This is a genomic window from Pseudarthrobacter cellobiosi (assembly GCF_023913815.1).
GTDB lineage: Bacteria > Actinomycetota > Actinomycetes > Actinomycetales > Micrococcaceae > Arthrobacter > Arthrobacter cellobiosi.
In genome coordinates this window covers 171,703-196,963 of sequence record NZ_JAMXBK010000026.1, presented here as the reverse complement: position 1 = coordinate 196,963, position 25,261 = coordinate 171,703, and the positions used below count along the sequence as shown (strand labels likewise).

The window sequence follows — 25,261 nt, the reverse complement described above, 5'->3', positions numbered from 1 at the left end:
TACCCCTCCTGGGTGTCGCCTCGGGATGCTGGATTCTCCGGGCACCCGGATCGGCAGCTGATGAAGAGACTCTATCCAACAAAAAAGCCGGGAACCGTGCGCGTCGCGGCGGAAAGGGTACCCGACATGGCGTCCGCGCGCACGGGCCGGGGCGCACCGTGCGCGGAAAGCATGTAATCTAGGTGTTACGACAAATTGACCAAACATTCCGGGGCCTCACCGATAGCCAAGGTGACCACCTCCGGTCCGAGTACAAAAGGGGGTCACGCCATGGGGCGCGGCCGTCAAAAGGCAAAAGCTACCAAGCAGGCTCGGGATATTAAGTACTATTCCCCGAACACTGACTATTCGGCCCTTCAGCGAGAGCTCAAAGGTCCTGAAGGTCGTGCCACGAGCCATTTCGCGAATGACCCGGTTGAACCGGACTATTCGGCTTATGTGGATAAGTACGCGGACGATTTGGAAGAAGACGACGACGAGGTACACACCCGTCGGATCGGCTAGTTGTTGCACGCCGGTCCCGCCGCAAGGCGCCCGGCCCCGCGACGCTGCAGTACGTTCGGACGCCGTTCGTTAGTACAGCGCTTCTTTTCAGCACCCCGGATCCCAGCGGACCCCCGGTGCTGGCCTCAGTTATCAGGCCCGTTGCCTGCGCCGGAACCCGGTGCCGGCGGCGGGCTTTTTGGTGTTGACTGGAGGCGTTGATGCGCTGTGCCGCCCGCGAAAGGACCTCCCATGCCAGGAACCTCCTCATCCCCCAGCTACCGCCATGGTGAACCGTGCTGGGCTGACGTCCAGACCCGGGACGTGGAGGCAGCCAAGGCCTTCTACGCAGCGGTGTTCGGATGGACCTTCAAGGACCTGCCCACGCCCGATGGCCGCAGCTATGCCCAGGCGTTCGTGGGGGAGGACCTGGTGGCCATGGTGGCGCCGCAGAACCCGCACCAGGAATCTCTCGGCACGCACGCCCAATGGAACATCTACTTCGCGGCCGAGGACGCCGGTGCGCTGGCCGAGGAAGTTCCCCACGCCGGCGGCGCAGTGCAGTTCGGCCCTGAGGAAGTGGCGGACACCGGCGTGATGGTGTTTGTGGATCCTCCCGGCGGCGGGACCACCGGCGTATGGCAGCCTGGGACGCACACAGGCTCCGGCCGGTACAACGAGGCCGGTGCGCTGTCCTGGACGGAACTGCTGACACCCGAGCCGCGGGCCGCCGTCGGGTTCTTCCAGCAGCTGTTCGGCCACGAGGTGACCGAGTATCCCCAGGACGACGGCGGGACGTACAGCACGCTGATGGTGAACGGCGCGGAGGTGGCCGGAATCGTCGCGGCCGAGGCGCCTGCCAGGTGGCAGATCTACTTCGGCGTCACAGACGTGGCCGAGGCCGTGCGGAAGGCCGTGGCCGCGGGGGCGGAAGTGCTGATCGCGCCGGAGCCGGATGACGACGATACGCCCGGCGCCACGGCTACCCTCCAGGACCCGCAGGGCGGTGTCTTCAGCCTGCTGGAGGTTTAACGCATCGAGTGCTCCGTAGCCGCCGTTTTCAACGTTCAAAAGGGCGGTTGCGGAGCTCGACGAGGGTTTAGGCGTAGGCGTTGACCAAGCGGACGGCGCCGCCGTCCACACCCTTGGCACCCTGGACGTAGTCCGGACCGGTCTTGAGGATGGAATCCGAGTCCGCGGTGACGGTGCCCATGATCCAGGACGGCACGCCGCGGTCGTTGAGGCGGGCCACGGCGGCGTCGGCGGCTTCGGCGGACACGATGGCCACCATACCCACACCGAGGTTCAGGGTGCGCTCCAGGTCGGCCAGCGGCACGTTGCCCAGCTCGGAGACCAGCTTGAAGATGGCCGGAAGTTCCCAGGTGGCGCGGTCCACGGTGGCCACGAGGCCCTGCGGCAGGACGCGGGCCAAGTTGGCGGCCAGGCCGCCGCCGGTGACGTGGCTGAAGCCGTGCACGGCGTTGGCGCTGTTCACCGGGAAGGCGCGGGCAAGGTCCAGGCAGTCGGCAGCGTAGACGCGGGTGGGTTCCAGTAGTTCCTCGCCCAGCGTGCGGCCGAGTTCGGAGACCTGGCGGTCCAGTGCCCAGCCGGCGTGGTTGATGACGCGGCGGACCAGGGAGTAGCCGTTGGAGTGCAGGCCGGAGGAGGCCATACCAATCACAACGTCGCCGGCGCGGACACGGTCCGGGCCCAGCAGGTCGGAGGCCTCGACAACACCGGTGGCGGCACCGGCAACATCGTATTCGTTCTCGCCCAGCAGGCCGGGGTGCTCGGCGGTTTCGCCGCCCACCAGGGCGGTGCCGGCCACGGAGCAGGCCGCGGCGATGCCACGGACGATGTCCGCGATACGCTCCGGGACAACCTTGCCGCAGGCAATGTAGTCGGTCATAAAGAGCGGCTCGGCGCCCACGACGACGATGTCGTCAACCACCATGCCCACCAGGTCAAAGCCGATGGTGTCGTGGATGTCCATGGCCTGGGCGATGGCGACCTTGGTGCCGACGCCGTCGGTGGACGTGGCCAGCAGCGGGCGCTTGAAGGTCAGCAGGCGGGAGACGTCGTACAGGCCGGCGAAGCCGCCCACGCCGCCGATGACGGAGGAATTGTGGGTGGCCTTCACGGCACCCTTCATCAGCTCCACGGCGCGGTCGCCGGCTTCAACGTCAACACCGGCGGAGGCGTACGTGATGCCTGCGGGGCTCAGGGGGCTGTTACCGGCGGCGGGGGTTGCGGAAGTCATACGGACTCTTTCTTTTCAGCGCCGGGGGTGGTGGCTTCGTGGTGGATCGCGGGCACGTGGTCCTCTTCGGTGAGCAGGTTCTCGAACTCGGCGTCCGGACCCGGATCGCAGCCGGTGGCGCCCGGCTTGTCCGCCGGGTCCTCCTCGGCGTCGATCGCAAGGGCCGCCGTTGCGCCGGGGAGGGCAGAGGGCGACGGCGTGAGGCCGCCGAGGTCGGTACGCTCCAGCAGGTTCTTGCCCAGTTTGTCCGCGCCCGGAAGCTCGATGGGGTACGTGCCGGTAAAGCAGGCGGTGCAGAGGCGCTCGCGCGGCTGCCTGGTGGCGTTGATCATGCCGTCTTCGGAAATGTACGCCAGGGAATCGGCGCCGATGGCCTGGGAGATTTCCTCGATGGTGGCGCCGTTGGCAATCAGTTCCGCGCGGGAAGCGAAGTCGATGCCATAGAAGCACGGCCATTTGACCGGCGGGGAGGAAATCTTGATGTGGACGGACGCGGCGCCGGCCTCGCGGAGCATCCGGACGATGGCGCGCTGGGTGTTGCCGCGGACGATCGAGTCATCCACCACCACCACACGCTTGCCACGGATCACGGACTCGAGGGCGTTCAGCTTGAGCCGGATACCCAGCTGGCGCAGGGTCTGCGAGGGCTGGATGAACGTGCGGCCCACGTAGGAGTTCTTGACGAAGCCGTGCGCGAAGGGAATGCCGGATTCCTCGGCGTAACCCACGGCCGCGGGGGTGCCGGACTCCGGGACCGGGATGACGATGTCCGCGTCCTGGGTGTTTTCGCGGGCCAGTTGGCGGCCCATCTCCACACGGGACTCGTACACGGAGCGTCCCGCGATGGCGGCGTCCGGACGCGCGAGGTAAACGTATTCGAAAACGCAACCAGCCGGCGTCGCCTCCGCGAAGCGCTTGGAACGCACGCCGTCCTCGTCGATGGCGATGAATTCGCCCGGTTCGATTTCACGGATGAAGCTGGCGCCGACGGTGGCCAGGGCGGACTGCTCGGAGGCAACCACCCAGCCGCGCTCCAGCCGGCCCAGGACCAGCGGGCGGATGCCGTAGGTATCGCGTGCTGCGTAGAGGGTGCCTTCGTCCATAAACACGAAGCAGAAGCCGCCCTTGATCTTCGGCAGCAGCTCCATGGCGGTCTGTTCGAGGGTCTTGCCCTCCTCGCCTTCGAGCAGCGCCGTGACCAGGGCCGTGTCCGAGGTGTTGCCCTGCTTCATTTCGCCGCTGAGCTGGCCGCCGTTGCGTTCCATGATCATGGCGTTGAGCTCGGCCGTGTTGGTCAGGTTGCCGTTGTGCGCCAGGGCAACCGTGCCGGTGCTGGTGGCGCCGAGGGTGGGCTGGGCGTTGGCCCAGTGGCTGGCTCCGGTGGTGGAGTAGCGGCAGTGTCCCACCGCCAGGTGCCCGGTCAGGGTGTTCAGCGTGGTCTCGTCGAAGACCTGGGAAACGAGGCCCATGTCCTTGTAGACGTTGATCCGCTTGCCGTCACTGGTAGCTATACCAGCCGACTCCTGACCGCGGTGCTGCAATGCATACAGCCCGTAATAGGTTAGTTTTGCTACTTCTTCACCTGGTGCCCAGACCCCGAAAACGCCACAAGCGTCCTGAGGTCCCTTTTCGCCAGGGAGAAGATCATGAGAAAGTTTTCCATCGCCGCGTGCCACTGGTCGATTATCTCACGAGATGCGGTACGACTTTTCCGCCGCCGGCATTGTGACTGTGCACGGAGGCCGGACGACGGTGTTGGAACCTAGGGCTGCGCGCCGTCGTCGGGCTCTGAATCCGGGACGGCTTCCACGATGGCGCGTTTCTGCCGCTTGACGCTCCGCCGGTCCAGCAGCAGGGCCACCACGGCGCCCAGCACCGCGCCGCCGGCGCCGAACATCACCAGGAAGAAGCCGAACACCGAGCCGCGTTCGAAGGATTCGTCACCGGGGAGCCCGTATGCGACGGCGGCAGCCGCCGCTGCGCCCACCAGGGCGCCGAGGATGAGGAACGGCACATATTTCGGTGCCCGGCGGACGGTGACCTCGCGGCGTTCAGCGGGGGTTTCTTCAAAAGCCATGCCCTCTAGCCTACTCATCATTGGTGTCAGGGCTGTGACGTCCGGGACAGGATCCAGGTGTTGGTGCCGTCCTGGCGTTCGAAGGTCACGGTGGTGACCAGCGCCTCGATGAGCGCCAGGCCGCGGCCGGACTCGGAATCGTCGTCCGGGGTTCCCGGTTCCAGGGGGCCGAACGGCGGATTGGCGAAGAATGCGCTGACCCGGGCCTGCAGGAGCCTGGGCTGGACGCTGATGTCCACTCCCAGCTCCACCGGTTTCTTTGCCTTGGCCGGCTGGGCGTGCTGGACGATGTTGGACGCGGACTCGATCACCGCCGTGGTGAAGGTCATCTGGTCCATGGCCTGGACGAACGGGGCGTCCGCCCAGAGGCCGTCCAGCTCGTTGTGGACGGCTTCGATGGCCTCGGCCGTGGACAGTCCCCGGAAGCTCCGCTGGGCCAGGATCTCAGTCATTGCTGAACGCCTCGTCGGCGGAGGCGTAGGCAGTCAGCACCCGGTCCATGCTGGTCAGCTCGAGCACCATTTTGACCTGCGGCTGGACGGCGGCGATGCGGAGGTCCCCGCCGGCCTGACGGGCGGCCTTGAGGCAGCCGATCAGCGCGCCGAGGCCGGAGGAATCCATAAACGCTGTGTTCTCCAGGTTCACCACGATCCGCGAGGAACCGCCGGCGATCACATCGGTGACGAATTCGCGCAGCTTGGGCGCGGACACCATGTTCAGCCGCCCGTCAGCCTTGACCTCCGCGTACGAATCCTTGACCTCGTAACTAAACTCCATCGGCTTTCCTCTCTCCAGCATCAACGTTCACAGCGGGTTCGTAGCCCTTGTACAAAACAGCTCGGACCAGGATGCTCATGACCACCAGGTCAAAAATAACCCAACCCACGTTCACCAGCGTGCCAAGCGGCTCGGCCAGTCCCGTGGCCAGCCGGATAATCCCGACGACGACGGCCACCGCCAGCAGCACACTCACCACAATCTGGGGCCGGATGAGGCTCCAGCTGGGGCCGCCGGTCTGGCGGGCTTTGGGGGTGACGGCGAACCCGAGGGGGCGGCCGAACCAGACGTTCCGGGCCGCCGTCGAACACGCTTTGATCCAGGTGGGGAACAGTGCCAGGCTGTACTGCTGGCCGCGCCAGGTGGGTATTCCGCGGCCTGCCACCGCGAAAAGCAGCTGGTTCGCGACCATAAACGGGATGAACCGCAGGAAGAAGTCCCAGCTGAGGCTGGACACGGGCAGGACGCCCAGCAGCAGGTAGATGATGGGGGCGGCGAAGTAGACGACCGCCGCATAACCGCTCAGGTAGGTCCACATCGTGGCAAAGTACATCAGCCGCTGGCCGATCTTCAGGCCCTTCTGCACCAGCGGGTTCTCGCGGAGCAGCACCTGCATGGTCCCCTGCGCCCAGCGGAGGCGCTGGGTGAGCATGGTCTTGAGGTCCTCGGGCGCCAGACCGTAAGCCAGGATCTCGTGGTGGTAGACACTTTCCCAGCCCATGGCATGCATGCGCATGGCCGTGGCCATGTCCTCGGTGACGGAGATGGTGGCCAGCGGCATGACCGGCTGGGCTTCGTCGTTCCGCTCCACGTTCAGGGCATCCAGGACAGCCTGCACGGATTCCAGCGCGCCGAGCGGCGACCAGTCACGGGCCGACATGCGCTGGACGGCGTCGTCGGCCACCACCGGGACGCCGGCATCACCCACATAGGCGAGTTCCATGGCGGCGATCTCTTCGAGGTCGGCCTGCAGCGCGGACATGTCAGCCTGGACCAGCGTCTGCACGGCCGCGTCCACGCGGCGGCGGACCCGGTACGTGATCTCGCTCAACGGCTGTCCGGCCGCCAGCTGCTCCTGGGCTTCGCGCGTAGCGGCCTCCACCGCGTCCAGCACTTCAGCTACGAGCGGGGTGTCCATGTCAGCGGATTTCCGCGCCTGGCGGATGGCGGACCGGGAAGCCGTGAGGGCCCGGCGGATGCTCTTTTCAGTCTCCTTGACGTAGCCCACCAGGCCCAGCTGCATCAGTGCTTCACGGCGCAGGATGGCGTTGGAGCCGCAGAAGAACGCCGCGTTCCAGCCGTCCTTGCCCTGCTGGATGGGCCCGTAGAACAGGGGTGCCTGGCTGCCGAGGGGATCGTGGGCGGGCACGTTGCTGAAGTACTGCGGCGTCTGGACCAGGGCCACCCGGCGGTCGTTGAAATAACCCAGGGTTTTTTCCAGGATATCCGGCTCGGGGATCTGGTCGGCGTCCAGGATCAGCAGGAATTCGCCGTGAGTGACCATCAGGGCGTTGTTCAGGTTGCCGGCCTTGGCGTGGCGCGGCACGTTGCTGGTCCAGTCCTCGCTCCGCGTCACATAACCCAGCCCGTGCTCTTCGGCGAGGGCCTTCAGCTCGGGGCGGGCGCCGTCGTCGAGAATCCAGGTGCTGTGCGGGTGCCGGATCTTCTGGGCCGCCAGGGCAGTGGTCATCACCATGTCCAGGTCTTCGTTGTACGTGGTGATAAAGACGTCCACGGTGGCATCGTGGGGCGGCGCGGGGGCTCCCTTGCGGATCTTGAGCTGCCACACGGTCATCCCGAACAGCATCACGTCGATCAGGCTGTAGGTCTCAGCCAGCACCAGGGGCACCGCGATCCACCAGGCATCCCAGTTCAGCGACGACGCCCAGCGCCAGCCCACATAGTTCAGGCCGAAGATGACCGTCAGGACCACCGCCAGGCGGGTCCAGAAGCGCGTCATGCCGGGGCTGGCTCAGGCAGGCGGCGGACCACCACCACTGTGACGTCATCCTCGGCGGTTTCGGCAGGGGCCAGGGCCATGATGGCGTCGCTGGCGGATTGCGCGGAGACCTGGCCGTGGGCGGCGGCGAGCACTGCCTCGGTGAATTGTTCCACCGACTCAAAAACGTCCAGCACGCCGTCGCTGACCACCACCAGGGAGTCCCCCGGGGCCAGGCCGACGGCGGACTGCGGCCAGGCGGACCCAGCCCAGGCGCCCACGGGCGGGCCGCCGCTGGGAAGACGGTCTGCCGACCCGTCGGCGGTGACGTGCAGCGCAAGTCCGTGGCCGGCGTCGACATAGCTGACGACGCCGGATGCAGCGTCCAGCCGGGCGTGGAAGAGGGTGACAAAGGAGTTGGAGGAATCCAGGTCCGCCGCGATAGTGGTGCTGGCGGAGGCGAAGGCCGCGTCCAGGTCCTGGCGCTGTCCCGTGGACCGCATGACCGCCCGGACGGTGGCCGCGATGAGGGCCGCGCCCATGCCCTTGCCCATGGCATCGGCGAACGTCAGGTGCAGGCCCTCGGGCGTCCGGTACCAGTCGTAGAAGTCCCCGCCCACGCTGCGGGAGGGGCGGAAGACGCCGGCGACGTCGTACCCGTCCACCCGGACGTCCTCCTGGGGCAGCAGGCTCTTCTGGACCTCGGTGGCGCGTTCCAGCTCGCTCGCCGCGGCCGTGTCAGCGGCCGTGTCTGCGGCGGACGGCTGCCGGCGGCGGAACAGGGCGTTGATCCTGGACTGGAGTTCGCGCGGGCTGAACGGCTTGCTGATGTAGTCATCGGCGCCGTTGTCAAGGCCGGTGAGCTTGTCCAGTTCGTCGGCGCGGGCGGTGAGCATCACGATGAAGGCATCGGAGAATTCACGGAGGAGTTTGCAGACTTCCAGCCCGTCCACGTCAGGGAGGTTCAGGTCCAGTGTGATCAGATCCGGTTTGGCGCGGCGGACCTCCTCCACGCCGGGCAGGCCGGCCTCGGCGTGGGTGACCTCGAATCCCTGCTTGGCCAGGATCCGGACAAGGAGGCCTCGGATGTCCGGATCGTCCTCAATCACAACGGCACGGCGCGGGTCGGGCATGGAAGGCATGACTCTATTTCTACCGTATTAGGGCGGTGAAGCATGTCATTTGCCGTGACTACGACGGTTGTAGTCGGTGAAGCTCCGGGCATTCCGGGGAGGGCGGCCATCAGTGTGAAGCGGTCTTGCCGGAATACTTGCCCGCCCTTGATGGGACCTTGAGGCTCCTTGGCCACACTCGAAGGACCAGCTTTGAAGGAATGTGCGGATTGCCGGAGGATGGTGCAGGACTTATGGAACCAACGGAATCCGTCAGACTGCCGGGCAGGCTGGCGCGCTCGTGGCGGCTCTTGAAGCAGGGCCGCCGCCCGCGCAGCACCGTTCACTACCTGAGCCATTCCTGGAAGCTCCGCTCGCTGTCCCGCTCGCTGGCCCAAGCCCTGGGGGAGTCCTGGGAGGCCTCGAGCTGGCCGGGGGACCGGCTGGCCGTCGGCGTGGAGCTTTCGGAAAAAGTTGAACAGCTCACCCGCCTCCTCAACCGCGAAACCGAACTTCACGGCCGCCTGGCGGCGCTCGCAAGGTAGCCGTTCCCTGCTGACCCTTTCCGTGCCAAACTTGAGGACAATCAAGTGGCTGGGGGATACCAGGTCAGGAGATTGCCGTGCATTGGTACACAGGGTGGGCTTACCTTTTAGCTGGGCTGATTACCATGGACACGCTTCTGCTGGTCCTGTGGGCGATCGACTCAGACTGGCCCAATCGCTGGTGGAAGAAGCCCTGATCGACGCAGGTCCAGGCGCATCAGGACGCGCGGGAATCCGTTGAGTACCGAATCCGTATCAGCGGCCTTGACGAACCCGGCCTTCTCGAAGAGCCTGCGCGTGCCCACGTAGGCCATGGTGAGATCCACTTTGCTGCTGCCGTTATCCACCGGGTAGCCCTCAATGGCGGGCGCGCCGTAGCTGCGGGCCAGCTCCACGGCACCTTTGAGCAGGTGATGGGAGATTCCCTTGCCGCGGTAACCGGGCCGGACCCGGATGCACCAGACAGCCCAAACATCCAAGCCGTCCACGTGCGGGATCCTGCGGTTGCGGGCAAAACTGGCGTCGGCGCGTGGGTGGACAGCTGCCCACCCAACTACGTCGTCGCCGTCGTACGCCAGAACCCCTGGTGGGGGATCCTGCGCCACCAGCTCCTTCACCAGGTCGCCGCGGGCCGTTCCGCGCAGCGCAAGGTTCTGCTTGGACGGAATGCGGTAGCTCAGGCACCAGCACACGTTGGCATCGGGCCGCTTAGGGCCACCCAGCGTTTTGACGTCCTCGAACAGTGTTCCCGGACGGACTTCGATCGCCATGCCTGACTCCCGGTTGGTGGGCTACCTGTGCCCCGCCAGACTAGACCCCCAGGGACTCCCGCAGGGCAGCGACGTGACCCTGCGCCTTGACCTGGTACTGCGCCAGCGCCACGTTGCCCGCCGGATCCACCACAACGGTGGAGCGGACGAGGCCCTCGACGATCTCGCCGTCGACCAGCTTTTCGCCCCACGCGCCGTACGCGAGAGCTACTGCGTGGTCCTCGTCGGAAAGCAGCGGGAAGGTCAGGTTGAAGTCGCCGGTGAAGTTGGCCAGCTTCACCGGGGCGTCGGGGGAGATGCCCAGGACTTCATAGCCGGAGCCCTGCAGGGATGAGAGGCTGTCGCGGAAATCGCAGGCCTCGGTGGTGCAGCCGGGGGTTGCCGCCTCCGGGTAGAAGTACACGACGACGTTCTTGCCGCGGTAGTTGGCCAGGGAGGTTTCCCTGCCCTTGGCGTCCTGCAGGGTGAAATCGGGGGCCTGGGTACCTGGCTGAAGTTTGATGGTCAGTTGGGGGCTCATGGCGTTCCTTCGGGAGACTCTGATGGCAAAACACAGGAAACCAGTGAATCGGCTTTCCAGTTTAAACAACAACTCCGGCGTCATTTGAGGTATTCCGGCTGGTCCAGGGCAGGGACCTGTGCAGGGGACCCATTTCGGTCCCGCGAATGGCCGGCGATCCATTGACTTGAGGCGCCGGATGGATACGGTTAGAGGTACACATTACTGGTCTCCGCAGTACGTGATCCGCACTACGTAGGCGCTAGCCGGCATCCACGCATAACAGGCATCCACGCACAACCGCTTGGTCCCAGCCCTAAGCGCCCGCCGCAAATAATCCCAAGGCTGTTTCCCCATGACCGCAAATTTCATCAGAGTACTGGCTGTTAAATCCTTTGACATCCCGGACAAGAAGCGGTGTCCGGACAAAGCTGAGTTCGATCTCGTCACCGTTGACGACTACTCAGTGGCCCGCCTCATCCTCGCTCCCGGCTGGCGCTGGTCCGAGTCCGCCAAGCCCACTGAACTGACGGACTTCTGCGAGCACAACCACCTCGGTTACTGTGTCTCCGGCAGTCTTGAGATTCAAACGTCCGACGGCGTGAGGTCCACCATCCGCGCCCATGACACCTATGCGTTGCCTCCCGGGCACGATGAGTGGGTGGTTGGCTCCGAGCCGTTCGTCGCTATTGAATTCCTGGGTACGGCGTCCTTCGGCCGGCCGCGGAGCAGGGGATCCCACGCGCTGATTTGAGCGCGCTGATTTGAGCCGGAGCTTGCCTGGGCTGGAGCCGGTCTGAGTCCGAGCCGGTCGGGGCAGGAACCGGGCCTAAACAGCCACGGGAGTTTCCGCGCGCACGATCCGCTTGAGCCTGGCCACAACCTCTTCCGGCGTACAGTCCGCGTCGAGCTGGACGAAGCCCGGGTATTCCGGCATGGAGCGGTAGGCATCGCGCAGATCCACCAGGTCAGCCAGCGTCTCCGAATCGGTGCCGCGGGCCACGATGCGCTCGAGCGCCAGTGCAGGCTCAACGTCCAGGTGCACCACCGCGTCAGGTTCCGGTAGTGACGAAATCAGCCAGGGAAGCAGGCGGCCGCGCGACAGACCTTTGGCGGTGCGAAGAGCCAGCTGGCAGTGGAGGTGCCGGTCCATCACCACCAGTCCGTCGAAGCGGCTGGCCCGGGCATGCGACATGAGCACGTTGGCCACGCGGAGGGTGGTCTCCACGGCGTCGGCCAGGCGGCGTGGCCAGCGGATGCCCAGCCGTTCCGCCAGCACGGACATGCTCCGCCTGCCGGCGTGGTTGCTGAGCAGCAGGGTGTTTTCGCCGTCAGCCTGGGCCGCATCCACCAAGGCGCGGGCGGCCGTGGATTTTCCCGAGCCGTCGATTCCGGTTAAGACAATAAGCACATGGCCTCCTTTCGCCAATGGTTTAACGGAAGGGACAGCGTGATCGTCCCGTCATGAGGCGGAGGTCACAATAAACTGACATCCGGGCGGTGCCTGCAACGGGCCGGCAACCGCACCAAGGGGAATGGGATCTTCGATGCAGCTAGCCCAGTTTGCCGCGAATACCGCGTGCGTACTTTTGGCCGCGCTCGCGGTTTTTCAGGCCGCCCTGATCGCGGGGGCACCGCTGGGAAGGTTCGCGTGGGGCGGCCAGCACAACGTCCTCCCCACCAAGCTGCGGATCGGCAGCGCCACCTCGATCATCCTCTACGTCCTCTTCGCCTACGTTGCGCTGGCCAAGGCCGGCATGGCGGCCCCGCTGGTGAATCAGGGTTTCACGGGCGTCTTCTGTTGGGTGCTGACGGCCTATTTCGGGCTGGGCATCGTGCTGAACGGAATCTCCCGCAGCAAGCCGGAACGCCTGGTCATGACACCCACAGTGGTGATCCTGACAGCCCTCTACCTGGTCCTGGCCCTGAACTAAGGCCGGCAGCAGGCCCTTGAACCACGGCCGGCACCAGAGGCCCGTACCGGTGGCGTCAGTGCTGTGGTTCGAGGGCGAGCCGCAGCCCGAAACCGATCAGGACGGTGCCGGTGATGCGGTCGATGATCCGGAGGCTGCGGGCGCTTTTCAGCCATTTGGAGGCGAAACCTGCTCCGAAAATCAGGAAGGTCAGCCACGCAAGGCCCAGGACGCAGTGGACGCCGGCCAGCAAAATTCCCATCAGCAGCGGTGGAGTGCCCGGCGGGATGAACTGGGGAATTGTGGCGATGTAGAACACGCCGACCTTCGGATTGAGCAGATTAGTGCCCGTCCCGGTCAGCCAGCCTTGGAACAGCTGATGGCGGGAGGCAGCGGGGACCTCAACGTCGGCAGCTGGCGAGGCGGACGGCGCGTCATTGGTCCGGCTCGTCCACAGCAGGGAGGCGCCAAGCCAGACCATGTACGCGGCGCCGGCGATGGTGAGCGCCCGGTACGCCAGCCCCGATGCTGCCAGCAGCGCCGAAACGCCCACGGCTGCCGCGATTCCCCAGACCATCAGTCCGGTGGAGATGCCCAGGGCCGTGGCGAAGGCGAAACCGCGCGTTCTGGCGAGGGACGAACGGAGCACCAGTGCCGTATCGATGCCCGGAACCAGTGCCAGGAGCCCGGCCACAAGGCCGAACGAGAACAGAGACTGATAGAGATCCACGAGCCAAGGATAAGCCGACGACGGCGGCCAACCGGCCGCCGTCGAACGTCAGCGCAGCAGGCGTCTTAGCTGCAGTGCTTCGTGAAGGCGGCGCCGGCTTCCTGGTACTTGGCCTCCAGCTCGGCGATCTTGGCCTCGTCCGGGGCTTCCTTGGCGGACTCGTCGGTGAACTCGATGATGGATCCGAGCGCAGGCTTGAGGTCATCCGATGCCACAACTTCGATGGGCCGGATCTGGTTGGCGAGACGCACCAGGCCGGTCTTGCCCACGTTGTTCGCGGGGTTCGCCAGGACAGCCTTGACGCGGTCGCAGGTTTCGGGGGTGGAAAGTTTGGTGGGCGTGGTGCATGCAGAAGCGGAAAGCACGAGGCCGGCAGCGATCAGGGCGGTGGCGAGTTTCTTCATGGGTCCCTCAGTAGTTGATTGAGGTTTCGATTGTAAGCAGAGACCACGGCAGGTTGCCGATCCGGGGGCTGCGGAGGGCGGAGTATGACCCGGCAGAGAAGGGGCTCCGGGCTCTGGCGGGCCGGTTCCCAGGGTGCATAGACTGGCAGGACAATCGTGCGGGCCTGCCGCAGGTTGGCCCGTGCGGATCACCTAAATTCAAGGAAGAATCATGGCCCGCACAACCCAGAATTCAGTAAAAGTACAGCGCCGTACCGCCATTGGGTTCATTGCACTCATGGGGCTGTTGGCGCCTGTCCTCCCGGCCTCGGCGTCGCCGCCGGATGACTCAGTCATTGTGCTCAAGGGCGCCACTTCCGCCGAGGGGATCGCCGCCGGCAGTGGAACCACCTTCTACGCCGGCGACCTGGCACTGGGAGACATTTACCGCGGCGACATCCGGAAGGACAAAGCGCGGTTGTTCATCGACGTATCGGACTTTGATTCGCAGCCCAGGGCCGCCGTCGGGATGAAGGCCGATACCCGCAATGACCTGCTGTTTGTAGCGGGTGGCGGGACCGGCAAGGCCTTTGTGTACAACACGGAATCGGGCGAGCCCGTTGCGGACTTCACCCTCGCTCCGGGCTTCGTCAACGACGTCACGCTCACCCGGGATGGTGCCTGGTTCACGAACTCCGCCGCCGGTGAGCTGTACTTCCTGCCAGTGGGCAGGCACGGAAAGCTGGGCGACGTACGGACCCTGAAGCTGAACGGACCGGCGGGAGAGTTGACAGGTCCCTTCAACCTCAATGGCATTGCCGCTGCCAAGGGCGACCGCGTCCTCATCGTCGCGCATTCGACGAACAGAGCCCTCTATACCGTGGATCCGGAGACCGGCGACAGCGCCTTGATTGAGGGTGTGGAGGTGCCGAATGTTGACGGCATCCTGGTCCGGGGTCATACCGTCTGGGCGGTGCAAAACTTCTTGAACCAGATCGTCCGGATTGACCTCTCCAACGATCTCTCCTCCGGCGAGATCGAGGACACCATCACCAGTCCCCACTTCGATGTTCCCACCACGGTTGCGCAATTCGGGAACACCCTGGCTGCCGTGAATGCACAGTTTAGCCAGCCGGCCAGTCCGCATGAAGTGGTGCTGGTGCCGGCCCGCGATTAGGCAGCTTACGTAGGGACGGTGCTGCCCCGCTTGAGCGGTGCGGGGCAGCGCCGCTCGTGCGGGGTCGCGCGTCCGTTGGTGGCGCTGCCAGTCAGCGGTCGCCCAGGTTGCCGCCGAGCGGCGGGATCGTGCCGCCGTCGTCCGGTTTGTGGACGTTGCGTTCAGCCGCGCTGCGGATCTCGCCGTCGGTTGTTCCGTCTGACTCCCCCTCAAGATCCACCAGGGCGCCGGTCTGGTCGAACGGATGCGTGTACCGGTTGTACGCCGACGGCTCGCCTGTCGGGACGGATTCCCGCCACGCCCCGGTGGCGTGGCCCTCGTGTTCGATGAATTCCTTGAACTGCTTCAGGTCGTGCTCCGCCTGGCGGGCCACCAGGTGGAGCAGGTCGCCCACCTTCTCCACCATGCCTTCCGGCTGGTACTCCAGGGTGAGGGACAGCTGGGTTTTGTTGCCGCCGGCGTCGGAGAATTCCACGGCACCTGAGTTCGTGGCCCCATCCGTGGACGCCCACTCAATCCTGCGGTCCGGGACTTGCTCCACGATGGTGGCTTCCCACTCCCGGCGGACCCCGGCGATGTGGGCCACCCACTTCAGGCGGTCGTCACTGAGCTGGGTCACGCTCTCCACGCCACCCATGAACTGCGGAAAATCCTCGAACTGGGTCCACTGGTTGTAGGCCGTACTGAGGGGAACATCGACCACAATCTGCTTCTCCACTTTGCTGCTCACAACGTCTCCTTCGACTGGAACGGGCTGTATATAGTCAGTAGCCTTACCGTATCGCCGTCGGGGCGCGTGGGCCAGAGGGGAGGGCGGCTAGTCTTCGTCCGTGTCGGCGCCCTCGGCGGGTTCCTGCGAGTGCACGCGGATGTCGGTGGGATCCGCGGACTCGTCCCCTTCGGCCGGAGCTTCGCTGTGGATGCGCTGCGCCACTACTGGCTTTTCCTTCATGTCAACCGCTCCCGTGGTGTGTGGAATGTGCCTCAATCATCATTCAGCGCCTCCCGGAGCGGGGTGTCAATAACCTCTGTCCGCGGCTCGTGTTCTGTGCTGGACTGGGGAAGCGCTGTGCCCCGCTTCATCCTGTAAAAGCTCTACGCCCAGCCGGTCCTACCGGCTGTCGGGAAGGAATAATCTCATGGCAACGCAGGAAATCGGATACTTCGTGGGGAGACTGGCAACCGGCTCCATTAACCGCACGCTCGCCAAGGCCCTCATCAAGCTGGCCCCGGCGGACCTTGAATTCACCGAGATCCCTATTAAGGACCTGCCCCTCTACAGCTACGACTACGACGCCGATTTCCCGCCGGCAGGCCGCGCCCTCAAGGACGCGATCGAGGCCTCGGACGGCATCCTGTTTGTGTCCCCCGAATACAACCGATCCATTCCGGGGCGCTCAAAAACGCAATCGACTGGGCGTTGCGGCCCTGGGGCACCAACTCGTTCGCGCGGAAACCCACCGGCATCATCGGAGCTTCGCCGGGCAGAATTGGTACGGCTGTGATGCAGTCCTCGATGCGTAGCGTGCTCAGCTTTCTGGACGCGCCCCAGCTGAACGCCCCGGAGGTCTACATCCACTTCAATCCGGAAGCCTTCTCTGCCGAGGGCGAGGTGCGGGATGAGGGCACGGCCAAGTTCCTGCGGCACTACATGGAGGAATACGGCGCCTTCGTGGAGCGAGTGGTGGCGGCAAACGCACCGGGCCACATCGGCGATCTGGTGCCGGACCCGGAAAAGCTGTCCCGGTAAGTACTGTCCCGGTAAGCGGGTCAGTCCAGGGGTAGGGTTACCGTTACGGTGGTGCCCTGCCCTGGCTTCGAACAGACGCTGACGGTGCCGCCGGCCTCATGGACAGCCACGGACATCAGCCGCAGCCCGTAGCCGTGGTTCTTGCCGCTTAGGGCGAGGTCGCAGTCAAAGCCCGTGCCGTCGTCGGACACCACAAGACGGATGCCGTGGCCAACCGCGGATAACTGGACGGTGAGCTCGGCGGCGTCGGAGTACTTGAAGGCGTTGCTCAGCGCTTCGCGCGCCGACTGGTAGAGGAGGGAAGCGCAGTCCGCCGGGATCTCGATGCCCCAGTGCGGAGTATCCCAGCGGACTGCTGTTCCTTGCTGACGGAGAGGCCCGGTCAACCGGTCAATGCAACCGGCCAGCCCCAAGGTGTGGAAGTCGAGCGGGTGGTGATCAGTGATCACTCCTCCCACCGCGACTACCTCGCCCAGAGCTGATTCGTTCCCCATGAATCTTCCTGCTTCCCCGCCGTTTTCTGTGGTGATGGGTCCAGCCTGAACCGCCAACTGCATGGGTTGCCAAGGGTTGGCTCAAGTTTGGATCAATATTCCGCGGAGCCTGCGGTGATCTGTCCCATGGGCACCGGTGGACGCCGCCCGGCCCCGGCGGTCAGGGCTGCATTGGCCGCTGCGATCAGGAAAATGCCGGCCCACTGCACAACACACAGGGCTTCATCCAGAGCCAGAGCCCCCACCAAAGCCGCGAAAACGGGGTTGATGCTCATCAGAACGCCGAACAGGCTGGTGGGGATGCGGCGCAGGGTGATCACGTCCGCGACGTACGGGACCACGGACGCGAGGACTCCGGCGCCTGCTGCGCAGAGGATAGTGAACGCGTCGGGCTGGTGGTTGATGAACGTCATCAGCCCCACGGGGAGGAAGAGCGCGGCCGACAGGCCGGTGGCGGCAGCCGTCCCCTGGATGCCCGGGATCCGCTTGCCCACTGTCCTGTTCAGGAGAATGTAGGCGGCCCAGCTGCAGGCGGCCACCAGTCCCAGGCCGATGCCCACGTAGTCCGTGGACGCCTCGGGCTGGGTGATGGCCACAACCCCTCCAGCGGCCAGGAGGGCGCAGGCGGCGCTCGCTTTGGTCCGTGAACCGATCAGGGCGAGGGCCAGGGGGCCCAGGAATTCGAGAGTCACCGCGAGGCCCAGCCCGATGCGCTCCACCGCCGCGTACAGGGAGAGGTTCATCGTCCCGAACACCAGCGCCAACAGCAGAACGGGCCACCATTGGTGGCGCGTGAAGGAGACGATGCGGGGCCGGACAAGGGGCAGCAGCACCGCCGCGGCAATGAGCTGACGCGCTGCGACTACGCCCACCGGGCCGATTGCGGGGAAGGCCAGTGAACCGCTGGCCGCACCCAGCTGGTTTGAGAGCGCGCTCGCAACGAGGATGGCGCCGGCCCGGCCTCGGCCGGCAGATAATATGTTATCCATCCTTGGAGTGTGGGGCCGTGCGGGCATGCGCCAAAATGCATAGACGGGCGATCTTATGCGTCCAGCGTATGAATAGAATGGCCTTATGGATATGGAGCTGCGGCACCTGCGTTGCCTGGTTGCAGTGGCCGAAGCGGGCACGTTTACTGACGCCGCCATTGAGCTGGGCATCTCGCAGGCGGCGGTGTCGCGCAATATCGCTGCGCTGGAGCGCGCTTTGGGGGTCCGCCTGATGCACCGCACCACCAGGAGAATTGAGTTCACCGCCGCCGGCGACCGGACCGTCCGGCATGCCCGCCGTGTTCTCTCGATTCTGGAGGCCATCCAGCAGGAGGCGGCCGACGGCGGCGGCACCGTCCGGATCGGCTACGCCTGGTCCGCCCTGGGCAGGCACACCACGGAGTTCCAGCGCAGGTGGGCTGACGCGTTTCCCAACACCGAGCTGCGCCTCATCCGGACCAACACCCCGACGGCGGGACTGGCGGAAGGAACCAGCGACCTCGCCATCCTGCGGAGGGTCCCTGACACAGCGGCCATCAGCCTTGTCCTCATCGGGCTGGAGAAACGCTTCTGCGCCATGGCGGCGGATGACGCCCTTGCCGGAAAGCGAAGCATCACCCTTGCCGAAGCCGCGACCAAACCGATTGCCCTGGACCGGCGCACCGGAAGCACGCGCCTGGACCTGTGGCCGGAAGGCCGGCAGCCGCAGCGCACCATCGCCACGGACGACGTCGACGACTGGCTGACGGTGATCGGCAGCGGCAAAGCGCGGGGCATCACGGCAGAATCAACCGCGCACCAGTACCGGCGCAAGGGTGTTGTGTACCGGCATGTGCGGGATGCCGCCCCGGTCCCCGTTTACGTCGCCTGGTCCAAGACGGACCCGCCCGTGGGTTTCCAGGGCGTCGTCGAGCTGCTCGCGGCGCTCTATTCCTGACCCGGCCGGCGGGCGGGATCCGTTCGTTATCCCCGCAACGGTTCGGTGCCAATCGGGCCGCCGTTGGATCCTTGTGCGGCCGGCAGCATGACAATTTAAGGACCAAAAAAGGTCAGGCCCAAAGGAGGGTGTGATGCGCAGTCCGGCCACGCGAAGCGCGGCAATTCCCCTAGCTATTCTGATGGCGGTGCTGCTGGCGGGGTGCGGCCCGCAGGCAGGACCAACGGCGACGGCAAGTCCCAGCCCCACCGTCACCTCCGCGGCCACCGGAACCACCACTGCCGTGCCAACGACGACAGTCTCGCCGAGCGCCACCGGCACCGCACCGGCGTCGGCCGCCTGGTCCAGCTACACCACGGCAGACGGCCAACTGACGTTCGAACACCCGGCCGCGTGGAGCGTCCGGGACCCGGCCGGCGAACTGCCGGAGGGCGGCGGCGCCTTCGCCGAGGTGGCCAACCAGGCAGGCAAGCCGCTGGCGACGCTCCGGACCAACATGGCCACCGGGTCCATGTGCCTGGAGCGGTTCCCGTACGAGGTGCTGGAGTCTGAAGAATTGCCGCTGCTTGCGCAGGGCGGCGCGGCGCCCTGGTTTGTTTTTGAGACCCGCGGCAACGACGCTGCGCCGGGTCCGGCCAACACGCCGGCCGCGGCCTACGGCATCGCGTGGGCGGCGCCCACGGGCGACTCGGCGTGCGCCATCTTCCACTTCTTCACCTGGCCACCCACCGCAGCGATGTTCGGTGCGTTCTACAACCCTGGGAACAACGTGACGCCAGGGGCCGAGTCCCTGCCGTATCTGGAGCAGGCCAAGAAGTACGCGGAGACCCCGGAGTACCGGGACATCAAGCGGATGATCACCTCATTGCGGCCAGCGGATTAGGCGCCTGGGGTTAGGCTGCCCGGCTCGATGCGGGCCGGCTCAAGGTTCACACAAGATTTGGGCGAGACAGCGTTTTCCGTCCTTGCGTCCGGGCAGATTCGATAGATTGATCCCGGTTTCGGGCCCCCCACCGAAACCCGGAAGCCCCCGCGCTCGAGTCCAACTCGCGTGGGGGCTTCCAACCAAAAACCAAAAAGGGGGGGACGACGGCGAGACCGCGCATGCGAACCACCAACCAGGCAGCAGAGCCTATCGGTGCGTCCTCAGTTGCGCGGTTTCGTCAGGGCAGAGACCCGGCCCGTGCCGTCGTAGCCACCCGCCGGGGACTTGAGCCCGTAGATGCTGCCAACGGTGGGCGCGACGTCGATGGTCCGGGCGGCCTCGGAGGACACCGATCCTTTTACTACCAGCGGGCTGCCGCCTGATATGAAGAAGGGAATGGGCTCTGTGGCGGGGTGACCGTGGTTGCCGGGGATCGGGTTGGACGCGACGTACGGGTCGGAGAAGCGCCAGCCCGCCCGGCAGTAGGCCACCAGGTCTCCGGCCTCGTGGCCCAGCCGCAGGTCCGCCGGCTTGTTGACCGAGAGCACGCTCTCATGGGCTCTGACCAGCTGTTCGACGGCGGCCAGTCCGGCCATGCGGTCCGGCTCGGGGCCGGTCCAGTAGAGCAGGTCCGCGCCGCCGTTCTGGGCAATCGTGATGTTCGACTGCAGCTCCGGACGGGACTGGAGGATGAGGTTGACCGAGATGAGGTTGCTGGGGATGGACCAGTCCATGGAATGGTCGGCAAGCACCATCACCACGCTGGAGTCCCATTTGCCGGCGTTCTTGAGGTGGTCGATGAAACGCCCTACCTGCAGGTCTGTTTCCGCCAGGGCAGCCTCGCGCGCCGCCCGCAGCGTTGTTCCGGAAACGTCTGAGTGGCCTACGCGGTCGATGTCGCCCAAATTGGTGAACACAAAGTCCGGGTCCGGCCCGCTCACCATGGCCAGCAGGGCGTCCATGGTGGCGGCGTCGGGCGCGTGGCCGGTCACCGGAAGCACCGGCTGGGGTTCCCACCGGTAGCTGGCGCGGGCACCGAAGATGCCGTAAAGGTACTTCTTGCTAAGCACGGAGCCGGTCGTCAGGCCGAGCTCCTGCAGCCGCTCCAGGAGGGTCGGGAAGTGCAGGTCCGTGGACCGGTCGAGGTCGCGGACAACGCCGTCGGTCCGGTCGAAGATGGAGTTGGCTGGCACGCCCGAGCGGTCCGGGCGGACACCCGTCATCATCATGGCGTGGTTGGGGATGGTCTCCATCACCGGAAGCGAACGTGCCGCGGGGAAATTGGTGCCTGCATCGCGCAGTGCAGCCAGCCTCGGAGTCAGTGCGGGCGTAATCTCATCGGGCCGGCAGCCGTCCACCACCAGCACGTAGCTTCGCGTTCGTCCAGCGGCGGGGGCAGCCCCGGCGGTGCCCTGTGCCGCTGAAAGGACGACGGCGGCCCCGCCGGCGGCGGCGATTTGCAGGAACTGCCGGCGTCCCGGCGTCGGAAGTCTGCTGCTGGCGGGCGTGCCCTGCTGCGGTGAACGGCTCACTGGAGTCCTCCCTGCGTCGGGGTGACTTTGCCGGAGTTGGCCTGGACGTTGAATGATGTGGACAGCGTAGCTCCTGAGCTGGCGGAGGTGCGTTCAGCGAGGACGTACCAGTCCATCCGAACGCCGGCGGCTGTTACGTCCAGGACGGAGTAGCCGTGCGAGTCGAAGTCCAGGTACTTCACGTGCGGGTTGGCCGCCTTGATGGCGTTCTCGACGCCGACGGATCCGGTCCGGGGCGGAACGTTCAGGATGTCGTCGAGGTTGTCGCTCGTGACGGAAGTGCAGACGAGTTCCGTGGCCACGGAATCGCCGGTGGCCGGGTAGCTGGCCGGATCCGCGGGGATGTCGCAGGCCCAGCCGGAGTGGATGTCGCCGGTGAGGAACACAGTGTCCTTGACGGCGTTATCCCGCAGGTGGCGGACCACGCGGTTGCGGTCCGCCTCGTAGCCGTCCCATTGGTCCACGTTATAAGGCACGCCGCTGATGCTCGTCCCGCCCATCAGCTTCTGCACACCGGCCAGCTCTGCGGTGTTCAGGGTCGAGGGAACGCGGACGGGCGCAATCATGACGGGATTGCCCACCAGCTTCCATTGCGGGCCTGTGGACTTGAGGTTGCCCAGCAGCCACTCCATCTGTGCGGCGCCGGTGATAGTGCGGGCGGGGCTGCTGACGGAGGGATCCGCACCGTTGGCGGCCTGCTGGTCACGGTAGGAGCGCAGGTCCAGCATGGACAGGCTGGCCAGAGAGCCGAAGTCCAGCCGGCGGTACAGTTGGCCCCCCGGCTCATAGCGCACGGGCATCCACTCGGCGTACGCCTGGTGCGCGGCGGCGATCCGTTCGCTCCACGCGCCTTCGGTGCCCTCGGTGTGGTTTTCGGCGCCGCCCTTCCAGGTGTCGTTGGCCGATTCATGGTCATCCCAGGTCACGACGAACGGGGCGGCGGCGTGCAGGGCTTGCAGGTCAGGGTCGGTTTTGTACTGGGCGTGACGGCGCCGGTAGTGCGCCAGCTGTGTCATTTCGTGGGCGGGTTCGTGGGGGCGGACGACGACGTTGCGCGCCTGGTATTCGCCGGGCCCATATTCGTAGAGGTAGTCGCCGAGGTGAAGCACGGCGTCGAGGTCGCCGCGCGCGGCGAGATGGCGGTAGGACGAAAAGTAGCCCGCCTGCCAGTTGGCGCACGACACGACGCCGAACTTCAGCCGGTCCACGGCCGCACCCGCTGCCGGGGCGGTGCGCGTACGGCCCGCTGGCGATACGGCCTGTCCCAGCTTGAAGCGATACCAGTAGTTGGTGGCGGGGGCCAGCCGGCCCGCGACGACCTTGACCGTATGGTCCCGGGCCGCGCCGGTGGCGGCAGTACCCCTGGCCACGATCTTCTTGAAGCCAGCGTCCGCAGCGATTTCCCAGCCGACGGACACATCCGGGCCCAACCCGGTGCCTGGCAGCGCTGCGGGCGCTGGCGTCACGCGGGTCCAAAGCAGCACGCTGTCCGCCATCGGGTCTCCCGAGGCGACCCCGTGGCAGAAGACGCCGCCCTGGGAGGCGGAAAAGCCACTTGCTGCGGTGCTGGAGACCATGGCCCCAGCCACGGCAGCAACCCCTGCTGAGCGCAGAACTTGACGACGAGTAAAGTTAGTCATGCCTTCCAGTATCCGCACGCTCAAAGGGTCAAGGGGCGGCTTTTTGACGTGGTTAGCCAGACGTTCACCCAGTGTTTTCCGTGGCGCAGTCCGTATCCTGGCTTAGCCAGCGCTAGGGAAGCGAGAGGTTCTCCGCGCACATCCCCTCGCTGGTTGGCATCCGCAGTGGATTGACGAGGCCCGCCGTGCCGGCCCAGTCACTGGCCCAGGGACTTCAATCCACTGGCGCAGACGCAGGACCGGCGAATGATGAGCTCTGCGGGGAACAGTTAGACCTTGCCGTCTGAATGGTTGGCAGAGAGCGAGCTGCGGACCATCCGGCTGCCGGTCTTCAGCCAGGGGGCACTGCCGGTGGGCCCGCAGCGGCTCGATCCACGCGACTCGATCCACGCGAGCCCGCCGCGCTGGAGTCCGCAACGTGCGGCGAGCACGGCGTCACCGCCGAGGCCTTCGTCCTGAGCGCCGACGACGGTGCCCTGTTCATTCCGCTCAGCCGCGCCGCCGACGTCGCGGACGTGGCAGCCACGATCCGTGACACCGAACGTTCCCAGGCCGCGAAGATGAACCTGGGCACCACGTTCCGGACCCAGGCCCGCCTGGGGGAGTACCTCGCAGCCCGGACCTCGGATGCGACCATCACGTTCCGGCAGCACCTGCGCGCGTTCGGCGGCGAGATCGAAGAGTAGCGCTGGCTTCAACGCGGTTGGGCCGGCGTCGGCTGCTGTCACTTGCTTAGTTCAGCCAGTTCCTCAACGCTCGTTGTGGAATCCTCTGGACGCCCGTCGGTTTGAACTCCCGGCTCCCGCCTTTTGCCCGGCGATAGCCTGGGCGTCGCGGCAATTAGAAGAGCAGCCACGGCCACCGCGGCGCTCAGGATCAAGCCCGGTCGGTACTGTTCCAGCATCGCGGCCGCATTGACGGCGGCACCTGGTTCGGGCGCATTGCCGTGACCGCTCACCATTGCCGTGGTGACGGCAAGTACCAGGGCGGCGCCGACTTGGGTGCTGGTCTGGATCAGGCCTGCGGCCAAACCTTGCTCGGCATCCCGGATGCCTGCGGTGGCCTGGACATTGATGGACGGGAAGGCCAGGGCGAAACCGACGCCCAGGAGCAGGACGGACGGGAGAATGTCGGTCACGTAATTGGGCGAGGTACCCACACGAAGGAACAGCACGTATCCGAGCGTCAACGCCGCCAGACCGGTCAGGATCAGCCGCGGGGCGCCGAATCTCTCGATGAGCCGGTCCGCGAACGGTGCGCTTGAGGCAACCAGCAGGCCGGTCGGGAGCAGCGCCAGGGCCATGCCAAGGGGGCTCCATCCCAGTACAGACTGCAGGTAGAGCGTCAGGATGAACTGGAAGCTCAGGTAGGAACCGAACAGCCCCACGGCGCTGAGGTTGGCCCGGGCAACCCAGCCTTCCTTGAGGATGCTGAACCGGATCGGGGGGTGCCTGACGCGGTTTTCGATCACGCCGAACGCTGCCAGCACCCCGGCGGAGGCCACGAATCCGGCGATAGTTGCCACAGATCCCCAGCCGTTCCCCGGGGCCGCTACCAGCGTGTACACGAGCCCCAGCATGCCGGCCGCGAGCGTGATGGCGCCCCAGACGTCATGCCCGCTCTCCTGCTCCCCGTTGGCAGCCTGGCCTGCGGCTCCGTCCCGGGGGATGTACCTCAGGCCAAGGATCACAACGGCGACTGCCACCGGAACGGAGACCAGGAAGGTCCAGCGCCAGCTCAGGGCGGTCATGAGGCCGCCTACAACCAGGCCGAGGGAGAATCCGCTGGCGCCGAACGTGGTGAAGATGGACAAGGCACGGTTGCGTTCGCGCCCTTCAGCGAAGTTGGTGGTGATGATCGAGAAGCCAGCGGGAGCCGTGAATGCGGCGGCCAGGCCCTTGACGAAGCGGGTGGCGATCAGCAGGGCCGGGTCATCCACCAGCCCGCCGAGCAGGGATGCCGCGGCGAAGACGCTGAGCGCAATCAGGAAGATGCGCCGCCGGCCGAGCAGGTCCGCCATTCGTCCGCCCAGCAGGAGCAGGCTTCCGTAGCCGAGTACGTAGGCGGAGACGATCCACTGGAGGGATTCGGTTCCGAGATGAAGTTCGTTGCCGATCGAGGGCAGGGCCACGCCGACCATTGATACGTCCAGTGCGTCGAGTGCCAGGACGGTGCACAGGACTAGGAGGAGCATCCATTGTGCGCGCGTCCAACGCACAGCTGTAAGCCGGTCTCCGGCTGTTCTTTCAAGGGTGGAAGTTGAAGTCATGGCAACAACTTATATGACACGTCATTGAATGACAAGGAATATTATGACGTGGACTTTTAA

The 25,261-nt window shown here is 65.8% G+C and carries 28 protein-coding genes and 1 pseudogene; 10 read left to right on the top strand and 19 right to left on the bottom strand.

The genetic code is table 11. From position 1 onward, the window contains the following. Positions 1–270 precede the first annotated feature (270 nt). Together NG701_RS14655 and NG701_RS14650 are read left to right on the top strand one after the other, a co-directional pair. The gene (locus NG701_RS14655) at positions 271–504 is read left to right on the top strand and encodes a DUF3073 domain-containing protein (RefSeq protein ID WP_056341155.1); all 234 of its coding nucleotides are present in this window, start codon (positions 271–273) and stop codon (positions 502–504) included. Positions 505–735: 231 nt separating this feature from the next. Continuing rightward, positions 736–1,515, top strand: a complete 780-nt coding sequence (locus tag NG701_RS14650; protein ID WP_252568536.1) for a VOC family protein — start codon at positions 736–738, stop codon at positions 1,513–1,515. 67 nt (positions 1,516–1,582) lie between these two features. Here the strand turns inward: NG701_RS14650 and purM are convergent, their stop codons facing one another. The 7 genes from purM to NG701_RS14615 form a co-directional block, all read right to left on the bottom strand. After that, the gene (gene purM, locus NG701_RS14645; RefSeq protein WP_252568535.1) at positions 1,583–2,743 is read right to left on the bottom strand and encodes a phosphoribosylformylglycinamidine cyclo-ligase; all 1,161 of its coding nucleotides are present in this window, start codon (positions 2,741–2,743) and stop codon (positions 1,583–1,585) included. After that, positions 2,740–4,419 (bottom strand): amidophosphoribosyltransferase, encoded by a 1,680-nt coding sequence (gene purF, locus NG701_RS14640; protein WP_252568534.1) that lies wholly within the window; start codon positions 4,417–4,419, stop codon positions 2,740–2,742. The genes purM and purF overlap by 4 nt, the downstream gene beginning before the upstream one ends. Positions 4,420–4,505: 86 nt before the next feature. Further along, on the bottom strand, positions 4,506–4,820 hold the full coding sequence (locus tag NG701_RS14635) for a hypothetical protein (RefSeq protein ID WP_252568533.1): 315 nt from the start codon (positions 4,818–4,820) through the stop codon (positions 4,506–4,508). Between the two features lie 26 nt (positions 4,821–4,846). Then, the gene (locus NG701_RS14630; protein ID WP_252568532.1) at positions 4,847–5,272 is read right to left on the bottom strand and encodes an ATP-binding protein; all 426 of its coding nucleotides are present in this window, start codon (positions 5,270–5,272) and stop codon (positions 4,847–4,849) included. Beyond that, complete coding sequence (locus tag NG701_RS14625) at positions 5,265–5,597, bottom strand: STAS domain-containing protein (protein WP_058930966.1); 333 nt, start codon at positions 5,595–5,597, stop codon at positions 5,265–5,267. Before NG701_RS14625 ends, NG701_RS14630 begins: the two co-directional genes overlap by 8 nt. Then, positions 5,587–7,557, bottom strand: a complete 1,971-nt coding sequence (locus NG701_RS14620) for a glycosyltransferase family 2 protein (RefSeq protein WP_252568531.1) — start codon at positions 7,555–7,557, stop codon at positions 5,587–5,589. The genes NG701_RS14625 and NG701_RS14620 overlap by 11 nt, the downstream gene beginning before the upstream one ends. After that, positions 7,554–8,678 carry a PP2C family protein-serine/threonine phosphatase gene (locus NG701_RS14615; RefSeq protein ID WP_252568530.1) on the bottom strand — a complete coding sequence of 375 codons (1,125 nt, stop codon included), beginning with the start codon at positions 8,676–8,678 and terminating at the stop codon, positions 7,554–7,556. Before NG701_RS14615 ends, NG701_RS14620 begins: the two co-directional genes overlap by 4 nt. A gap of 224 nt (positions 8,679–8,902) precedes the next feature. Between NG701_RS14615 and NG701_RS14610 the strand changes: the two genes are divergently transcribed. Further along, positions 8,903–9,193, top strand: coding sequence for a hypothetical protein (locus NG701_RS14610; RefSeq protein WP_252568529.1), 291 nt, complete (start codon positions 8,903–8,905; stop codon positions 9,191–9,193). A 161-nt stretch (positions 9,194–9,354) separates the two neighbouring features. Here NG701_RS14610 and NG701_RS14605 read toward each other — a convergent pair whose 3' ends face one another. Both NG701_RS14605 and bcp read right to left on the bottom strand, forming a co-directional pair. After that, positions 9,355–9,963, bottom strand: coding sequence for a GNAT family N-acetyltransferase (locus NG701_RS14605; RefSeq protein WP_252568528.1), 609 nt, complete (start codon positions 9,961–9,963; stop codon positions 9,355–9,357). Positions 9,964–10,003: 40 nt separating this feature from the next. Further along, on the bottom strand, positions 10,004–10,483 hold the full coding sequence (gene bcp / locus NG701_RS14600) for a thioredoxin-dependent thiol peroxidase (RefSeq protein WP_252568527.1): 480 nt from the start codon (positions 10,481–10,483) through the stop codon (positions 10,004–10,006). A 334-nt stretch (positions 10,484–10,817) separates the two neighbouring features. On the opposite strand from bcp, the gene NG701_RS14595 reads away from it, so the two are divergent. Further along, positions 10,818–11,216 carry a cupin domain-containing protein gene (locus NG701_RS14595; protein ID WP_252568526.1) on the top strand — a complete coding sequence of 133 codons (399 nt, stop codon included), beginning with the start codon at positions 10,818–10,820 and terminating at the stop codon, positions 11,214–11,216. 75 nt (positions 11,217–11,291) lie between these two features. On the opposite strand, the gene NG701_RS14590 is transcribed toward NG701_RS14595, so the two are convergent. Next, positions 11,292–11,873 carry a dTMP kinase gene (locus NG701_RS14590; RefSeq protein ID WP_252568525.1) on the bottom strand — a complete coding sequence of 194 codons (582 nt, stop codon included), beginning with the start codon at positions 11,871–11,873 and terminating at the stop codon, positions 11,292–11,294. Between the two features lie 136 nt (positions 11,874–12,009). On the opposite strand from NG701_RS14590, the gene NG701_RS14585 reads away from it, so the two are divergent. Then, positions 12,010–12,396, top strand: a complete 387-nt coding sequence (locus tag NG701_RS14585) for a hypothetical protein (protein ID WP_252568524.1) — start codon at positions 12,010–12,012, stop codon at positions 12,394–12,396. A 55-nt stretch (positions 12,397–12,451) separates the two neighbouring features. On the opposite strand, the gene NG701_RS14580 is transcribed toward NG701_RS14585, so the two are convergent. Next, positions 12,452–13,105, bottom strand: a complete 654-nt coding sequence (locus tag NG701_RS14580) for a LysE family translocator (protein WP_252568523.1) — start codon at positions 13,103–13,105, stop codon at positions 12,452–12,454. A gap of 65 nt (positions 13,106–13,170) precedes the next feature. Continuing rightward, a complete protein-coding gene (locus tag NG701_RS14575; RefSeq protein ID WP_252568522.1) occupies positions 13,171–13,509 on the bottom strand; it encodes a hypothetical protein in 339 nt (112 codons plus the stop codon). Between the two features lie 211 nt (positions 13,510–13,720). Here NG701_RS14575 and NG701_RS14570 point away from each other — a divergent pair, with 211 nt between their 5' ends. After that, the gene (locus NG701_RS14570; protein WP_252568521.1) at positions 13,721–14,665 is read left to right on the top strand and encodes an SMP-30/gluconolactonase/LRE family protein; all 945 of its coding nucleotides are present in this window, start codon (positions 13,721–13,723) and stop codon (positions 14,663–14,665) included. Between the two features lie 91 nt (positions 14,666–14,756). On the opposite strand, the gene NG701_RS14565 is transcribed toward NG701_RS14570, so the two are convergent. Together NG701_RS14565 and NG701_RS21005 are read right to left on the bottom strand one after the other, a co-directional pair. Beyond that, complete coding sequence (locus NG701_RS14565; RefSeq protein WP_252568520.1) at positions 14,757–15,395, bottom strand: SRPBCC family protein; 639 nt, start codon at positions 15,393–15,395, stop codon at positions 14,757–14,759. Between the two features lie 87 nt (positions 15,396–15,482). Further along, the gene (locus tag NG701_RS21005) at positions 15,483–15,617 is read right to left on the bottom strand and encodes a hypothetical protein (protein WP_256472220.1); all 135 of its coding nucleotides are present in this window, start codon (positions 15,615–15,617) and stop codon (positions 15,483–15,485) included. A gap of 187 nt (positions 15,618–15,804) precedes the next feature. On the opposite strand from NG701_RS21005, the pseudogene NG701_RS14560 reads away from it, so the two are divergent. Further along, positions 15,805–16,415 (top strand): annotated as a pseudogene (locus tag NG701_RS14560) (NADPH-dependent FMN reductase). A gap of 20 nt (positions 16,416–16,435) precedes the next feature. On the opposite strand, the gene NG701_RS14555 reads toward NG701_RS14560, so the two are convergent. Together NG701_RS14555 and NG701_RS14550 are read right to left on the bottom strand one after the other, a co-directional pair. Then, positions 16,436–16,909: a sensor histidine kinase gene (locus tag NG701_RS14555; protein ID WP_252568519.1), complete on the bottom strand. Its 474-nt coding sequence runs from the start codon at positions 16,907–16,909 to the stop codon at positions 16,436–16,438. 92 nt (positions 16,910–17,001) lie between these two features. Next, complete coding sequence (locus NG701_RS14550; protein WP_252568518.1) at positions 17,002–17,898, bottom strand: EamA family transporter; 897 nt, start codon at positions 17,896–17,898, stop codon at positions 17,002–17,004. Between the two features lie 85 nt (positions 17,899–17,983). Between NG701_RS14550 and NG701_RS14545 the strand changes: the two genes are divergently transcribed. Both NG701_RS14545 and NG701_RS14540 read left to right on the top strand, forming a co-directional pair. Then, positions 17,984–18,835 (top strand): LysR family transcriptional regulator, encoded by an 852-nt coding sequence (locus NG701_RS14545; protein ID WP_252568517.1) that lies wholly within the window; start codon positions 17,984–17,986, stop codon positions 18,833–18,835. 133 nt (positions 18,836–18,968) lie between these two features. Further along, a complete protein-coding gene (locus NG701_RS14540; RefSeq protein ID WP_252568516.1) occupies positions 18,969–19,718 on the top strand; it encodes a hypothetical protein in 750 nt (249 codons plus the stop codon). 263 nt (positions 19,719–19,981) lie between these two features. Here the strand turns inward: NG701_RS14540 and NG701_RS14535 are convergent, their stop codons facing one another. Both NG701_RS14535 and NG701_RS14530 read right to left on the bottom strand, forming a co-directional pair. Then, entirely contained in the window at positions 19,982–21,292 is a 1,311-nt protein-coding gene (locus tag NG701_RS14535) for an alkaline phosphatase family protein (protein WP_252568515.1), read from the bottom strand. Further along, positions 21,289–22,932, bottom strand: a complete 1,644-nt coding sequence (locus tag NG701_RS14530) for an alkaline phosphatase D family protein (RefSeq protein ID WP_252568514.1) — start codon at positions 22,930–22,932, stop codon at positions 21,289–21,291. The genes NG701_RS14535 and NG701_RS14530 overlap by 4 nt, the downstream gene beginning before the upstream one ends. Before the next feature lie 287 nt (positions 22,933–23,219). Here NG701_RS14530 and NG701_RS14525 point away from each other — a divergent pair, with 287 nt between their 5' ends. Next, positions 23,220–23,618, top strand: a complete 399-nt coding sequence (locus NG701_RS14525) for a hypothetical protein (protein WP_252568513.1) — start codon at positions 23,220–23,222, stop codon at positions 23,616–23,618. A gap of 38 nt (positions 23,619–23,656) precedes the next feature. Here NG701_RS14525 and NG701_RS14520 read toward each other — a convergent pair whose 3' ends face one another. Further along, complete coding sequence (locus tag NG701_RS14520; protein WP_252568512.1) at positions 23,657–25,201, bottom strand: MFS transporter; 1,545 nt, start codon at positions 25,199–25,201, stop codon at positions 23,657–23,659. Positions 25,202–25,261 lie beyond the last annotated feature (60 nt).

Excerpts from the sequence above, each read along its gene's own strand:
- NG701_RS14655 (WP_056341155.1), top strand. The coding sequence starts at position 271 with ATGGGGCGCGGCCGTCAAAAGGCAAAAGCTACCAAGCAGGCTCGGGAT.
- NG701_RS14650 (WP_252568536.1), top strand. The coding sequence starts at position 736 with ATGCCAGGAACCTCCTCATCCCCCAGCTACCGCCATGGTGAACCGTGC.
- purM (WP_252568535.1), bottom strand. The coding sequence starts at position 2,743 with ATGACTTCCGCAACCCCCGCCGCCGGTAACAGCCCCCTGAGCCCCGCA.
- NG701_RS14630 (WP_252568532.1), bottom strand. The coding sequence starts at position 5,272 with ATGACTGAGATCCTGGCCCAGCGGAGCTTCCGGGGACTGTCCACGGCC.
- NG701_RS14615 (WP_252568530.1), bottom strand. The coding sequence starts at position 8,678 with ATGCCTTCCATGCCCGACCCGCGCCGTGCCGTTGTGATTGAGGACGAT.
- NG701_RS14525 (WP_252568513.1), top strand. The coding sequence starts at position 23,220 with ATGGTTGGCAGAGAGCGAGCTGCGGACCATCCGGCTGCCGGTCTTCAG.
- NG701_RS14635 (WP_252568533.1), bottom strand. The coding sequence starts at position 4,820 with ATGGCTTTTGAAGAAACCCCCGCTGAACGCCGCGAGGTCACCGTCCGC.
- NG701_RS14540 (WP_252568516.1), top strand. The coding sequence starts at position 18,969 with ATGCGCAGTCCGGCCACGCGAAGCGCGGCAATTCCCCTAGCTATTCTG.
- NG701_RS21005 (WP_256472220.1), bottom strand. The coding sequence starts at position 15,617 with ATGAAGGAAAAGCCAGTAGTGGCGCAGCGCATCCACAGCGAAGCTCCG.
- NG701_RS14625 (WP_058930966.1), bottom strand. The coding sequence starts at position 5,597 with ATGGAGTTTAGTTACGAGGTCAAGGATTCGTACGCGGAGGTCAAGGCT.
- NG701_RS14555 (WP_252568519.1), bottom strand. The coding sequence starts at position 16,909 with ATGGGGAACGAATCAGCTCTGGGCGAGGTAGTCGCGGTGGGAGGAGTG.
- NG701_RS14570 (WP_252568521.1), top strand. The coding sequence starts at position 13,721 with ATGGCCCGCACAACCCAGAATTCAGTAAAAGTACAGCGCCGTACCGCC.
- NG701_RS14520 (WP_252568512.1), bottom strand. The coding sequence starts at position 25,201 with ATGACTTCAACTTCCACCCTTGAAAGAACAGCCGGAGACCGGCTTACA.
- NG701_RS14610 (WP_252568529.1), top strand. The coding sequence starts at position 8,903 with ATGGAACCAACGGAATCCGTCAGACTGCCGGGCAGGCTGGCGCGCTCG.
- NG701_RS14550 (WP_252568518.1), bottom strand. The coding sequence starts at position 17,898 with ATGGATAACATATTATCTGCCGGCCGAGGCCGGGCCGGCGCCATCCTC.
- NG701_RS14575 (WP_252568522.1), bottom strand. The coding sequence starts at position 13,509 with ATGAAGAAACTCGCCACCGCCCTGATCGCTGCCGGCCTCGTGCTTTCC.
- NG701_RS14620 (WP_252568531.1), bottom strand. The coding sequence starts at position 7,557 with ATGACGCGCTTCTGGACCCGCCTGGCGGTGGTCCTGACGGTCATCTTC.
- NG701_RS14605 (WP_252568528.1), bottom strand. The coding sequence starts at position 9,963 with ATGGCGATCGAAGTCCGTCCGGGAACACTGTTCGAGGACGTCAAAACG.
- NG701_RS14530 (WP_252568514.1), bottom strand. The coding sequence starts at position 22,932 with ATGACTAACTTTACTCGTCGTCAAGTTCTGCGCTCAGCAGGGGTTGCT.
- NG701_RS14595 (WP_252568526.1), top strand. The coding sequence starts at position 10,818 with ATGACCGCAAATTTCATCAGAGTACTGGCTGTTAAATCCTTTGACATC.
- NG701_RS14585 (WP_252568524.1), top strand. The coding sequence starts at position 12,010 with ATGCAGCTAGCCCAGTTTGCCGCGAATACCGCGTGCGTACTTTTGGCC.
- bcp (WP_252568527.1), bottom strand. The coding sequence starts at position 10,483 with ATGAGCCCCCAACTGACCATCAAACTTCAGCCAGGTACCCAGGCCCCC.
- NG701_RS14545 (WP_252568517.1), top strand. The coding sequence starts at position 17,984 with ATGGATATGGAGCTGCGGCACCTGCGTTGCCTGGTTGCAGTGGCCGAA.